At 71.3% G+C, this 12,416-nt stretch carries 12 protein-coding genes; 10 read left to right on the forward strand and 2 right to left on the reverse strand.

The window, feature by feature from the left end; translation table 11 throughout:
* The first annotated feature begins 1 nt into the window (after position 1).
* From V8201_RS10545 to V8201_RS10555, 3 genes are read left to right on the forward strand one after another with little or no spacing between them, the layout of a single operon-like run.
* On the forward strand, positions 2-1,078 hold the full coding sequence (locus V8201_RS10545; protein WP_037533737.1) for a protein-glutamate methylesterase/protein-glutamine glutaminase: 1,077 nt from the start codon (positions 2-4) through the stop codon (positions 1,076-1,078).
* Positions 1,079-1,087: 9 nt separating this feature from the next.
* Entirely contained in the window at positions 1,088-2,752 is a 1,665-nt protein-coding gene (locus V8201_RS10550) for a hypothetical protein (RefSeq protein WP_336545248.1), read from the forward strand.
* A gap of 41 nt (positions 2,753-2,793) precedes the next feature.
* Positions 2,794-3,990: a histidine-type phosphatase gene (locus V8201_RS10555; RefSeq protein ID WP_336545249.1), complete on the forward strand. Its 1,197-nt coding sequence runs from the start codon at positions 2,794-2,796 to the stop codon at positions 3,988-3,990.
* On the opposite strand, the gene V8201_RS10560 is transcribed toward V8201_RS10555, so the two are convergent.
* Positions 3,984-4,514 carry an NAD(P)-dependent oxidoreductase gene (locus V8201_RS10560; protein ID WP_336545250.1) on the reverse strand — a complete coding sequence of 177 codons (531 nt, stop codon included), beginning with the start codon at positions 4,512-4,514 and terminating at the stop codon, positions 3,984-3,986. The two genes, V8201_RS10555 and V8201_RS10560, sit on opposite strands and share 7 nt — an antisense overlap.
* A 129-nt stretch (positions 4,515-4,643) precedes the next feature.
* On the opposite strand from V8201_RS10560, the gene V8201_RS10565 reads away from it, so the two are divergent.
* Together V8201_RS10565 and V8201_RS10570 are read left to right on the forward strand one after the other, a co-directional pair.
* Positions 4,644-5,063 (forward strand): winged helix-turn-helix transcriptional regulator, encoded by a 420-nt coding sequence (locus V8201_RS10565; protein ID WP_336545251.1) that lies wholly within the window; start codon positions 4,644-4,646, stop codon positions 5,061-5,063.
* On the forward strand, positions 5,063-5,563 hold the full coding sequence (locus tag V8201_RS10570; RefSeq protein ID WP_271298974.1) for a metallophosphoesterase family protein: 501 nt from the start codon (positions 5,063-5,065) through the stop codon (positions 5,561-5,563). The genes V8201_RS10565 and V8201_RS10570 overlap by 1 nt, the downstream gene beginning before the upstream one ends.
* Before the next feature lie 119 nt (positions 5,564-5,682).
* Here V8201_RS10570 and V8201_RS10575 read toward each other — a convergent pair whose 3' ends face one another.
* A complete protein-coding gene (locus V8201_RS10575; RefSeq protein WP_336545305.1) occupies positions 5,683-5,946 on the reverse strand; it encodes a hypothetical protein in 264 nt (87 codons plus the stop codon).
* Between the two features lie 117 nt (positions 5,947-6,063).
* Here V8201_RS10575 and V8201_RS10580 point away from each other — a divergent pair, with 117 nt between their 5' ends.
* From V8201_RS10580 to V8201_RS10600, 5 genes are all read left to right on the forward strand, one after another.
* Positions 6,064-6,576 (forward strand): TspO/MBR family protein, encoded by a 513-nt coding sequence (locus tag V8201_RS10580; RefSeq protein ID WP_336545252.1) that lies wholly within the window; start codon positions 6,064-6,066, stop codon positions 6,574-6,576.
* A gap of 39 nt (positions 6,577-6,615) precedes the next feature.
* Positions 6,616-7,761, forward strand: a complete 1,146-nt coding sequence (lldD, locus tag V8201_RS10585) for an FMN-dependent L-lactate dehydrogenase LldD (RefSeq protein ID WP_336545253.1) — start codon at positions 6,616-6,618, stop codon at positions 7,759-7,761.
* Between the two features lie 75 nt (positions 7,762-7,836).
* A complete protein-coding gene (locus tag V8201_RS10590; protein WP_336545254.1) occupies positions 7,837-8,988 on the forward strand; it encodes a glycosyltransferase family 4 protein in 1,152 nt (383 codons plus the stop codon).
* Between the two features lie 421 nt (positions 8,989-9,409).
* Complete coding sequence (locus V8201_RS10595; RefSeq protein WP_336545306.1) at positions 9,410-11,059, forward strand: ABC transporter permease; 1,650 nt, start codon at positions 9,410-9,412, stop codon at positions 11,057-11,059.
* Between the two features lie 14 nt (positions 11,060-11,073).
* A complete protein-coding gene (locus V8201_RS10600) occupies positions 11,074-12,348 on the forward strand; it encodes an ABC transporter ATP-binding protein (protein ID WP_271298979.1) in 1,275 nt (424 codons plus the stop codon).
* Positions 12,349-12,416 lie beyond the last annotated feature (68 nt).

Genomic DNA, 12,416 nt, shown 5'->3' on the forward strand with positions numbered 1-12,416 from the left:
GATGGGCGCCAAACCGGTCCGCGTGCTGATCATCGACGACAGCGCCAGCGTGCGCCAGGCGATGACGCAGATCCTCTCCGCCGACCCGGGGATCGAGGTGATCGCCGCCGCCGCCGACCCCTTCGCCGCGGCGCGCTACATCCAGGCGGAGGTGCCCGACGTCATCACGCTCGACGTCGAGATGCCGCGGATGGACGGCATCACCTTCCTGCGCCGGCTGATGGCGCAATGCCCGACGCCGGTGGTGATGTGCTCCTCGCTGATCGAGGACGGATCGGAGACGTTGCTTCAGGCGCTCGACGCGGGCGCGGTCGACGTCATCCTCAAGCCGAGGGTCGGCGTCGCCGATCATCTGATCGAGGCGCATACCCAGATCTGCGAGACGGTGAAGGGCGCGGCGCGCGCACGGCTCGGCCGGCGACCGGCGGCGACCGGCACGCCGCAGCGCCGGCTCACCGCCGATGCGGTGCTGCCGCCGCCGAGCGGCCGCGCGATGAGCCGCACGACCGAGATGGTGGTGTGTGTCGGCGCCTCGACCGGGGGGACGGAGGCGCTGCGCGAGGTGCTCACCGCCTTGCCCGCCGACTCGCCCGGCATGGTCGTCGTCCAGCATATGCCCGAAAGCTTCACCCGCGCCTTCGCCAAACGACTCGACAGTATGTGCGAGGTCGACGTCAAGGAGGCCGAGGACGGCGATTCGGTGCTGCGCGGCCGCGTGCTGATCGCGCCCGGCGGGCTCAACCATACGATGCTCAACCGCCAGGGCGCGCGCTATGTCGTCTCCGTCCGCAACGGCCCGCTGGTGTCGCGGCACCGGCCGTCGGTCGACGTGCTGTTCCGGTCGGCGGCGCGCAGTGCGGGGGCGAATGCGGTCGGCGTGATCATGACCGGCATGGGCGACGACGGCGCGCGCGGCCTGCTCGAGATGAAGGAAGCGGGCGCCCGCACGATCGCGCAGGACGAGGCGACCTCGATCGTCTTCGGCATGCCCAAGGAGGCGATCGCGCGCGGCGCCGCCGACCGTGTCGTCCCGCTCGAATCGATTGCGGCGGAGCTGTTGCTCGCCGCCACCCGCTAGGAGGAGCCGATGATGTCGCCAGGCACGCGCGAGCTGGTCGTCGCCAGCCCCCCGCCCCCGCCGATCCGCTACGCGCTGACGCAGATCGCCGCCGAGCTCGACGCGCGCTTCGTCCGCGCCGGCGACGCGCTGGCGGCGGCGATCGAATTGAGCGAGCAGATCGTCGGCGGGCTCGACGCGATCGTGTCCGCGCTCGATGCGCGCGACGCCGACGCCGCCACCGACGATCTTGCCGAGGTCGCCGCGGCGATCACCGCGCTGCCCGCCGCGCTGACGGCACGCGGCCGGCGGATCGCGACGATCACCGACATCGCCGCGCTGCTTCGCGCGCACGTGCTCGACATGCACCGCTCGCTGCGCATGCTCCGCGCATACGGCATGAACATCAAGATCGCCGCCGCGGGCGAGGCGCAGTTCGTCAGCTTCGTCGAGGGGATGGAGGACAAGATCGCCGCGGGCGAGGCGCTGCTGACCGAGGTGATCCGCGCGCTCAACGCGCTCGATGCGGCGGTCGTCGGCGTGCAGCAGGCCGACCGGCGGCTCGCCGGCGATTGCGCCCATGCGGTGCCGGCGCTGCCGCAGCGGCTGCTCGCCGACGCCCGCGCGCTTGGCGAGCATCGTTCGGGCAACGCGCAGATCGCCGTGCGCGTCGGCGCGATCGCACGGGCGATCCAGGCGAAGGTCGCGCGGCTGCTGCACGCGATGCAGATCGGCGATCGCACCCGCCAGCGGCTCGACCATGTCGTCGCCGCGCTCGAGCTGCTCGATGCCCGCACCTATCCGCCCGCGGCGCGCGCGCATGTCGAGCGGCTGCTCGCCGCGCAGCTCGCCCAGATCGTCCACGACTTCGAGCGCGAGACCGGCGCGCTGATCGCCAATCTCCAGGGTCTGCTCCCCGACGTCGCCGCGCTCGGCGCGCTCCTCGCCGATAAGGCGGGTGGAGTGGATCGCGGAACGCTCATCCGGCTCGACCGCAGCGTCAGCGATGCCGACCGGATCATCGTCCCGCTCAGGGCGGCGCAGCGACAGGCGGAGGAGATGGGCCGGCTGATCGCGGCGACCGTCAGCGATCTCACCGCGCGTCTCGACGGGCTCGGCGCGATCCGCACCGACGTGCAGGAGATCGCCACCAACACCCGGCTGCTGTGCCGGCAGCATAGCGACTTCGGTCGCGCCGTCGCGGTGGTGGCGCAGGAGGTCGACCTGTCGGCGTCGGGACTCGGCACGACCGCCACCGAAGTCGGCCGGACGATCGGCGAACTGGGTAGCGCGCAACGCCTGCTCGGCGACGACGGTGCCGGCATCGACGGCGGCGCGCGGCTCGGCCGCGCGCTGACCACGATCCGCACCGCGGTGACGCGGACCGAGCGGCTGGTCCGCGACGGCAGCGAGGATGCGCGCCGGCTGGTCGCGCTGCTCGAGACGAGCGCGGCGGAGCTGGGCCGCGAATTCGCACTCGGCGGACCGATCACACAGGTGCAGGCGCTGCTCAGCGAATGGGCGGAGGCGGCGCCCGTCCCCGCCCCGGCGGACGAAGGCGCGTTGCGGACGCTGCTGCCGGCGATCGCCGATCTCTATACGATGGCGAGCGAGCGCGACATTCACGTCGACTTCCTGCTGCCGGGCATGGCGCTGATCGGCCACCCCGCTTATGACGAGGACGGGCTGTTCTGATCTGTCACCGGGCTGACTTACAGCCGCGATAGGCGCGCGCCATGACCCTGCCCCGCCTGCTCGCCGCCGCCCTGCTGCTGATCCCCGCCCCGCTCGCCGCACAGCCGGCATTGCGGGTCGAGCGGGTGGTGATGCTGATCCGCCACGGCGTGCGCGCGCCGATCGACGGCGAGGCGCCCGCCGGGACGCGCACCGCCGCGCCCTGGCCGCACTGGCCGGTGCCGGCGGAGCATCTCACCCCGCACGGTGCGCAGGCGCTGACGCTGCTCGCCGCGGCGGATCGTGCGGTGCTGCTCGCCGACGGCCTGTTGCCGAGTGACGGCTGTCCGGCGGCGGGGGCGATCCGCATCCACAGCAACACCGCCGAGCGGACGATCGCAAGCGGCAAGGCGTTCGCGCGCGGCCTCGCGCCCGGCTGTCCGCTTCCGGTCGAGCACCTGTCGGCCGATCGGGCCGATCCGCTGTTCGAGCCGCTGCGCGCCGGCGTCACCCGCTTCGACGCCGCCGCGGCCGTCGCCGATATCCGGCGTTACACCGGCGGCGTCGATGCGCTTGCCCGCCGCCATGCCGCGGACATCGCCGCGCTCGACCGGCTGCTCGGCTGCGGTGACCCGCAGGGATGCAGCCCGATGCTGCCGTCCCGCGTCACGCCTTCGGCGGACGGACGCGGCATCGACCTGACCGGGCCGATCCGCACCACCTCGGGTACCGCGCAGGTGTTGCTGCTGCAATATGCCGAGGGGCTGGCGCTGCCCGGCTGGCCACCGGTCGATGCCGCCGCGCTGCAACGCGTCGGCGCGCTGCACGCCGCCTTGTTCGACGTCTTCACCCGCCCCCCCTATATGGCGGCGCACCAGAGCGCGGCGCTCGGTCGCGCCCTGCTCGCCGCGCTGACCGACGCCGAGGTGCCGGCGGTGACGGTGCTCGTCGGCCACGATACCAACGTCACCGCTCTCGCAGCCGTGCTCCATGTGCCGCTGCGCGCGCCGGGCTATGCCGAAGGCGATGTCGCCCCCGGTGGCGCGATCTGGCTCGAACGCGTGCTCGATCCGGCAAGCGGCCGCCGGTTCGTCCGGGCGAGCTATCGCACGCAATCCCCCGACACATTGCGCGCGCTGTCGCCGGCGGTCGATGTGACGCCGCTCGCCATCCCCGGCTGCGCGCCCGACGGGTGCGACCTCGCCCGCTTCGCGACGATGCTGCGCGGCCGCCTCGCGCCGCTGCGCGCCGCTCAATAAGCGACGGTGAAGCGGCTGCGGCTGTGCTGCGGCCGTTCATATTCATCGACCATCGCGATGGCATAATCGGCGAAGCTGATCCGGCTTTGCCCCTGCGCATCGGTAAGCAGGCGATCGCCGCCGGTGCGATAGGAGCCGGTGCGCGGCCCCTCTTCGATCCATGCGGGTGGCGACAGGAAGGTCCAGTCGATCGCGCGCTCCTGCCGCAATGATTCGAGGAAGGCGATGCCGCCGGCGGCGATCGGCTTCCATTCGGGCGGAAAGTCGGGCGTGTCGAACAGCCGCTGGCCCGGCGCGACCTCCAGGCTCGCCGCCCCGCCGGTGACGAGCAGGCGCTGCACCCCCGCCTTGCGCAAGGCGGCGAGCAAGGTGTCCGCGGTCACGTCGAAATGCAGGGCGCTGATCACCGCATCGCTGCCGCGCACCAGCTCGGCGAGCGCCCCGGCATCCTGCGCATCGCCCGCCACCGGCGCCACCCCGTCGGCGACCGGGATCGCCTCCGGCCTGCGCGCGACACCGCGCACGCGATGCCCCCGCGCGCAAGCTCCCGCGTGATCGCCGCGCCTGCGCGCCCGCTCGCCCCCAGCACCGTCACCGTCATGTCGACTCACCTCATGGTTTCCGTTGGTGACCAACGTCGCTATGGGTGACCGATGACGCAAGACGGCACTTCGACCATAGTTGGTATCCCGCAGGTAACCTCGGCTGTCCTGCGCGGCGATGCCTATGCCGCCGATTGTCCGACGCGCCGGCTGCTCGACCGGATCGGCGACAAATGGAGCGTGCTCATCCTGCTGCTGCTCGGCGATGGCGAGCTGCGCTTCGGCCAGCTCAGGCAGCGGATCGGCGGCATCTCGCAGAAGATGCTGAGCCAGACGCTGCGGGCACTCGAGCGCGACGGGCTGGTGACGCGTCATGCCGAGGCGACGGTGCCGGTCACCGTCCGCTATCGCGCCACCCCGCTCGGCAGCGACCTGCGCACGGCGCTGCGGCTGATGATCGATTGGGCGGAAACGCGCATGCCCGAGGTGCAGGCGGCGCAACGCCGTTACGATGCGCGCGTTGGCGGCTGATGGCCGTCTTCTTCACCGCCGACACCCATTTCGGCGATCACCGTACGATCAACATCCAGCGCCGCCCCTTCGCCGATACCGCGGCGATGGACGCAGGCCTGATCGCACGCTGGAACGCCCGCGTCGCCCCCGACGACACCGTCTGGCATCTCGGCGACGTCGCGCGCCGCGCCGGTGATGTCGCCGCATTACTCGCCCAACTCAACGGCACCAAGCATCTGCTCGCCGGCAACAACGATCCCGACGCGACGCGCGCCGCCGCCGGCTGGGCGAGCGTCGGCGACTATGCCGAACTGACGCTCGACGGCCAGTCACTCGTCCTCTGCCATTATCCCTTCCGCAGCTGGAACGGCCAGCATCGTGGTGCGCTCAACCTGCACGGCCACAGCCATGGCCGCCTCAAGCCCATGCCGCGCCAGTTCGATGTCGGCGTCGATCCGCGCGGCTTCGCCCCCGTCACGCTCGCCGAGCTGCTGAGCCCCGCCAAGGAGACGCCCTGATGCCCGACGACCGCAACGCCGCCGCCGTGCGCCGCATCATCCTGCTGGCGATCGTCTGCCTCGCCGTCGCGATGGCGGGGATGGTGGCGCTCGGCGTCGCCCTCACCCGCAGCTGAGGCTCAGTCCTCCGGGAGCAGCCGCGCCGACAGGTCCATCCAGTTTCGCGCCGCGTCGCGATCCGCCGCCTCGGCGAAGACCTCATCGAGCGGCGGCGCCGCGTCGAACATGTAAAGCAGTGTCCACAATGCGAACCGGCGGGCGCGGTCGCGCTCCAGCCAGAGGTCGACCGTCATCCGCTCGATTCCGGCGGCGAGCGCCGGCGGCGGCACGGCATTGAGCGTGTCGCTGCCGAAATAATGGCGGATCTGATCGTCGAGGTCCATCGCCGCGCTGGTAGCGACCGGTGCGCGCCGGGCAAGCATCCTCATACCGGAACCTCGCCGCCGCCCCGTCGCTATGTCGATGACGACGCCTACCGCGCCGCGCCACGAGGACCCGCCATGACCGACGCCCCCCGCCCGCCCGCCTTGCCGCGCCTCGCCGCTCTGGGGATCGTCGCCGGCGTGCTCGGCGCCAGCGCATGGCTCGGCCGCCGCAATTCGCCCGCCGGCGACCATCCCGCGATCCGGCGCTGGTATCGCCGCCTCGACAAACCCGGCTTCACACCGCCCGATGCGGTGTTCGGCGCGGTCTGGCCGGTGCTCGAGACCGGCATGGCGATCGGCGGCTATCGGGTCCTGCGTCAGCCCGCGGGCCCCACACGCACCGCGGCGGTGGCGCTGTGGCTCGGCACCAGCGCGATGATCGGCGGATGGACGGAGATCTTCTTCCGCCGCCACGCGCTCGCCGGCAGCACCGCCGCCGCCGGCGCGATGCTGGTAACCAGCGCAGGGTTCGCCGCCACCGCGGCGAAGATCGATCGCCCCGCCGCCGCGACGGCGGTGCCGCTCGTCGCCTGGCTCGGCTTCGCGACCGTGCTCAGCGAGCGGATCCGCGAGGCGAACGACGGTTGATGCTCGCCGCGGCGGCGGTGCTCTGGCATAACGCGCGGCATGAAAGCCGCCTCTACGCTCGATTTTCGCGAGATTGCCCGCCGCCGCCTGCCCCATTTCCTGTTCGAATATATCGACGGCGGTTCCTATGCGGAGGTGACGCTCCGCCGGAATATCGAAGATCTTGAAGCGATTGCGCTGCGCCAGCGGGTGCTGACCGACGTCTCCTCACTCGATCTCTCGACCCGCCTGTTCGGCACGACTCAGCGGCTGCCGCTCGCCCTCGCCCCGATCGGCCTTGCCGGGCTCAACGCGCGGCGGGGCGAGGTGCAGGCGGCGCGCGCGGCGCACAAGGCCGGCATCCCCTTCTGCCTGTCGACCGTCTCCGCCTGCCCGATCCCGGAGGTCGCCGCCGCCGCCGACGCGCCCTTCTGGTTCCAGCTCTACATGATCCGCGACCGCGGCTTCATGCGCGAGCTGATGGCGCAGGCGCGCGACGCGGGGTGCAGCGCGCTCGTCTTCACCGTCGATATGCCGGTGCCCGGATCGCGCTATCGCGATTACCGGTCCGGTCTCGCGGGGGCGGCGGGGCTGCGCGGCGCGGCGCGGCGGACGTGGCAGGCGATGCGCCGGCCCGGCTGGGCCTATGACGTCGGCGTGCGCGGCCGACCGCATCAGCTCGGCAACGTCGCGCCGGTGCTCGGCAAGAACACCGGGCTGGAGGATTTCTTCGCCTGGATGCGCAACAATTTCGATCCGACGGTAAGCTGGCGCGATCTCGAATTCATCCGCGAGAGCTGGACCGGGCCGCTGATCATCAAGGGCATCCTCGACGTCGAGGATGCCGAAGCGGCGGCCAGCCTCGGCGCGGACGGCATCGTCGTCTCCAACCATGGCGGCCGCCAGCTCGACGGCGTGCCCTCGACCGCGGCGGCGCTGCCGGCAATCGCGGCGCGGGTGCGCGACCGCCTGACCGTGCTCGCCGACGGCGGCGTGCGATCGGGGCTCGACGTGGTGCGGATGCTGGCGCTGGGCGCGCATGGCGTGCTGCTCGGCCGCGCCTGGGTCTATGCGCTCGCCGCCGGGGGCGAAGCGGCGGTCACGCAGATGCTGCAACTGGTCGAGGCCGAGATGCGCGTCGCGATGGCGCTGACCGGTCGCACCACGATCGATCGGCTCGACGCCAGCGCCCTCGTCGCTACGTGATGGGGACCGAAGCGTAATCTTAACAACGCCGCCGCTACAGGAACGCCGCTACGATCATTGGCGAGGGCCTGCGGCATGTTCTACGATCCCATCCGGCGTACCGCCGCCGAGATCGTCATCAACGGCAAATTCCTACTCGCGACGCTGGAGGGCATGCCGCGCGTCGCGCGCGAGGTGACGGGCGCGATCGATACGCTGCTCGCCACGCCGGACTATCGCGGCGTCACCGTCACCTTGCTCGCGCCGCCCGGCGGGGCAGAACGGATCACGCTTCAAAGGATCGCGGTCGAAGAGGTCGGCCGTCATACCGGCCTGCTGTGGGAACAGCTCGACCTGCCGCGCGCGCTGCGCGGCCGCTATTGCATCAACTTCACCAATACCGCGCCGGTCGTGCGCCGCAGCGGCTGCGTCGTCGTCCACGATGCGCAATTCCGGTCGAGCCCCGCCTCGCACGGGCTGCGCAGCAAGGTGCTGTACGGGATGATCACCCCCTATGTCGCGCGGCACTATCAGCGGCTCGTCACCGTCTCGCACTTCTCGCGCGAGCAGCTCGTCCGCTATGCTGTCTGCGACCGCGCGGATATCGAGGTGGTACCGAACGGCATCGATCACGTCCTGACCCAGCCGGTGTCGGATGCGGTGCTCGCACGCTTCGGCCTGACGCCCGGCGGCTATGTGCTGACCAATTCGAGCTTCCATGCGCATAAGAACGTACAGACGATCTTCGACGCGGTCGCGCCCGACGCGGATCTCGCCGGCCGGCTGGTGCTGTTCGGCGGTCCCGATCGCGGAACGCTGAGCGAGCGCGGGCTGCGCGTCCCGGACGGCGTCCGCTTCACCGGCCGCGTCGACGATGCCGACCTCGCCGCCCTGATGCGCCACGCCGCGCTGTTCCTGTTCCCCTCGACCACCGAAGGTTTCGGCCTGCCGCCGCTCGAGGCGATGGCACTCGGCTGCCCGACGATCGCCTCGCACGCCGGCGCGATGCCGGAGGTGTGCGCGGACGGCGCGATGCTCGTCCCCGCGCTCGATGCGGCGGCGTGGCGCGCCGCGATCCGCCGCCTGCTCGCCGATCCGGAGGCACGCGCCGCGCTGTCGGCCGCAGGCCGCGCCCGCGCCGCGCGATTCCGGTGGCGCGAGGCGGCGCGGCGCTATCTCGATCTCGCGCTGGCCGACCTCGGCGTCGCCGTGCCGATGCCGGTCGCCGACGTCCATATTCCAGCTTGATCCATTTCGGCCCGGGTGTATGGGCGCGACAGCCGGGCGAGCGGATCGCCCGGCGGACACAGGACGACAATGCCCCGATCCAGCCCCACCACCGGCGACGGAGACAGTAGACGCTGCAGCGTCTCTGCATCCGATCGTCTTCCCCGGGCCTGACGGGGCGCACGCGCCAGCGACACGCTGACCGCCAGCGATCCACCGGGCCCGAACCGCCTTGGAGGTCGCATGACACTCGCTTTCGCTCGCGCGCCTGCGCGCGTTTCGTCAACCGACGCCCCCGCCGGGGCGCTGCCGATCGGGTGCGGCCGTGGCCGGGTCTGAGGCACGCGCGCTCCATCGCATCGGTTTCCTCGGCTTCAGCCCACGACGGCTGGGGGCGACGCTCGGCTGGTCCGATCTTGCGGTCTTCGCGATCCTCGCGGCGGTGGCGGTCGGAACGGTATCGGGCGTGCGCGATGCGGTCGAGCCGCTCAGCCGGCTGCGCGTCGAACCGATCACGCTCGATGCCGCCGCGCTGCCGCGCTACGCGCTGCTGACCACGCTGCGGCTGTTCGCCGCGCTCGCCGCCTCGTTCGTCTTCACGCTCGTCGCCGCCACCGCCGCCGCCAAGAGCCGCCGTGCCGAGCTGGTCATCATCCCCGCGCTCGACATCCTGCAATCGGTGCCGGTGCTCGGCTTCATGACCTTCACCGTCACCGCCTTCATGGGGCTCTTCCCCGGCAGCCGCGTCGGCGTCGAGTGCGCGGCGATCTTCGCGATCTTCACCAGCCAGGCGTGGAACATGGCGTTCAGCCTCTACCAGTCGCTGCGCCAGGTGCCGGGCGACCTGGAGGAAGTGGCGCGCGGCTTCGGCCTGTCGCCGCTGCGCAAGCTGCTGCGCATCGAATGGCCCTTCGCCGCGCCCGGCCTCGTCTGGAATGCGATGATGTCGATGTCGGGCGGCTGGTTCTTCGTCGTCGCGTCGGAGGCGATCAGCGTCGGCCATACGCAGGTGATGCTGCCCGGCATCGGATCGTGGCTCGCGGTGGCGATCGACCGGCGCGATCTCGGCGCGGTGGCGCTGGCGGTGGCGGCGATGGCGATCGTCATCCTGCTCTACGATCAGCTCGTTTTCCGCCCGGTGATCGCCTGGGCGGACCGCTTCCGCGTCGAACAGACCGCAAGCGGCGATCCGCCGCGCTCCTGGGTGTTCGACCTGTTCCGCCGCGCGCGGCTGCTCCCCGCGCTGACCGCGCCGTTCCGCGGCGTCGCCGCGCTCGTCGCGCTCGCCGAGCCGGCGCCGCGGCTGATGGTCCAGCATCGTCGCTTCACCACCAGCGCCGCGGCGCGTCCGCTCGGGCTGCGGCTATGGACGGGGCTGGTGCTGATCGCGGCATCCGCCGCCGCCGTCTATGCGGTGCGCTTCCTCGGCACGACGCTGACGCCCGCCGATGCCTGGACCGCCTTCGGATCGGGTCTGCTGACGCTGCTGCGCGTCGTCGTGCTGATCGCCATCGCCAGCCTGATCTGGGTGCCGGTCGGCGTCTGGATCGGCCTGCGCCCGCGCTGGACCGCGCGCGTCCAGCCGATCGCGCAATTCCTCGCCGCCTTCCCCGCCAACGTGCTCTTCCCGATCGCGGTGGTGGCGATCGTCCGCTGGCATGCCGATCCCGACGTCTGGCTGTCGCCGCTGATGGTGCTCGGCACGCAATGGTACATCCTGTTCAACGTCATCGCCGGCGCGAGCGCGATCCCCAACGACCTGCTCGAGGCGCACCGGATGTTCGGGGTGCGCGGGCTGCTCTGGTGGCGGCGGCTGATCCTGCCGGGCATCTTCCCCTATTACATCACCGGCGCGCTCACCGCGTCGGGCGGATCGTGGAACGCCAGCATCGTCGCCGAGGCGGTATCGTGGGGCGACACCCACCTGCGCGCGCGCGGCCTCGGCAGCTATATCGCCGATGCGACCGCGGCGGGGGACGGTGCGCGCGTCCTCCTCGGCATCATGGTGATGTCGGTGTTCGTCATCGCAATCAACCGCCTGCTGTTCCGACCGCTCTACCGTATCGCCGAACGCCGGCTGCGCCTGTCGTGAAGGAGCCCCTGCGCATGAATCCCGTCGTCACCATCTCCGGACTCGGTCACAGCTATGGCGGCGCCGAGGGTGGCGCGCCGATCCTCGACGATGTCGCGCTCGAGGTGCGCGAGGGCGAGGTGGTCGGCCTGCTCGGCCGCTCGGGTTCGGGCAAGTCGACGCTGCTCCGCTCGATCGCCGGGCTGGTCGAGCCCAGCCGCGGCGAGCTCCGCTTCGTTCCCGACGCCGCGGGCAAGCCGCGCTCGGTCGCGATGGTCTTCCAGTCCTTCGCGCTGATGCCCTGGCTGACCGTGCTGCAGAACGTCGAGCTCGGGCTGGAGGCGCAGCACGTCCCCGCCGACGAACGCCGCCGCCGCGCGATCGCCGCGATCGACCTGATCGGCCTCGACGGCTTCGAGAATGCATTTCCCAAGGAGCTGTCGGGCGGCATGCGCCAGCGCGTCGGCCTCGCCCGCGCGCTGGTGGTCGAGCCGTCGCTGTTGCTGATGGACGAACCCTTTTCCGCGCTCGACGTGCTCACCGCCGAAACGCTGCGCAGCGACCTGATCGAATTGTGGGGCGAAGGACAGCTCGGCATCGCCTCGATCCTGATCGTCACGCACAATATCGAGGAAGCGGTGCTGATGTGCGACCGTATCCTCGTCCTCTCCTCCAACCCCGGCCGGATCGCGGCGGAGTTCCGGGTCGACCTGCCGCAGCCGCGCGACCGGCTCGATCCGCGCTTCCGCGATCTCGTCGAGCAGATCTATGCGCGGATGACGCAGCGCGCTGCGGCGCCGGCGCTGCCGGTCGATCATGGCCTCGACCGGCCGCTGCCCGAGGTGTCGGTCAACAGCCTCGCCGGGTTGATCGAAGAGGTCGAGGCGCCGCCCTTCTCGGGCCGCGCGCCGCTGTCGACGCTCGCCGACACGTTGCAGCTTGAGATCGACGAGCTGTTCCCGATCATCGAAACGTTGCAGATGCTCCACTTCCTCGACGTCGATGACGGCGATGCCGTGCTGACCGAGCGCGGTGCGGCCTTCGCGCAGCAGGGCGTCGATCAGCGCAAGGCCAATTTCCGCCGCACGCTGGAGCAGCACGTCCGCCTCGCCAGCCATATCCGCAAGGTGCTCGACGAGCGCCGCTCGCATCAGGCCCCGGCGCGGCGCTTCCGCGACGAACTGGAGGATCATATGTCGCCGGACTTCGCCGCGACCACCTTGCGCGCGGTGATCGAATGGGGCCGCTATGCCGAATTGTTCGCCTTCGACGATGACGAGGATCAGTTCTCGCTCGAGGACCCGGCCTGACCGGTCGCGGCATAACTAAGGTTTGACATAGGTTTAGTCCCCCGCCACGCGAGCGCGTGAGGGAGAGG

Source organism: Sphingomonas kyungheensis, from assembly GCF_037120395.1.
GTDB classification, from domain to species: Bacteria; Pseudomonadota; Alphaproteobacteria; order Sphingomonadales; family Sphingomonadaceae; genus Sphingomonas; species Sphingomonas kyungheensis.

Bases quoted from the DNA above. Each gene is read 5' to 3' on its own strand.
- V8201_RS10565 (WP_336545251.1), top strand. From the start codon at position 4,644: ATGACGCAAGACGGCACTTCGACCATAGTTGGTATCCCGCAGGTAACC.
- V8201_RS10590 (WP_336545254.1), top strand. From the start codon at position 7,837: ATGTTCTACGATCCCATCCGGCGTACCGCCGCCGAGATCGTCATCAAC.
- lldD (WP_336545253.1), top strand. From the start codon at position 6,616: ATGAAAGCCGCCTCTACGCTCGATTTTCGCGAGATTGCCCGCCGCCGC.
- V8201_RS10545 (WP_037533737.1), top strand. From the start codon at position 2: ATGGGCGCCAAACCGGTCCGCGTGCTGATCATCGACGACAGCGCCAGC.
- V8201_RS10580 (WP_336545252.1), top strand. From the start codon at position 6,064: ATGACCGACGCCCCCCGCCCGCCCGCCTTGCCGCGCCTCGCCGCTCTG.
- V8201_RS10575 (WP_336545305.1), bottom strand. From the start codon at position 5,946: ATGGACCTCGACGATCAGATCCGCCATTATTTCGGCAGCGACACGCTC.
- V8201_RS10555 (WP_336545249.1), top strand. From the start codon at position 2,794: ATGACCCTGCCCCGCCTGCTCGCCGCCGCCCTGCTGCTGATCCCCGCC.
- V8201_RS10570 (WP_271298974.1), top strand. From the start codon at position 5,063: ATGGCCGTCTTCTTCACCGCCGACACCCATTTCGGCGATCACCGTACG.
- V8201_RS10600 (WP_271298979.1), top strand. From the start codon at position 11,074: ATGAATCCCGTCGTCACCATCTCCGGACTCGGTCACAGCTATGGCGGC.
- V8201_RS10550 (WP_336545248.1), top strand. From the start codon at position 1,088: ATGATGTCGCCAGGCACGCGCGAGCTGGTCGTCGCCAGCCCCCCGCCC.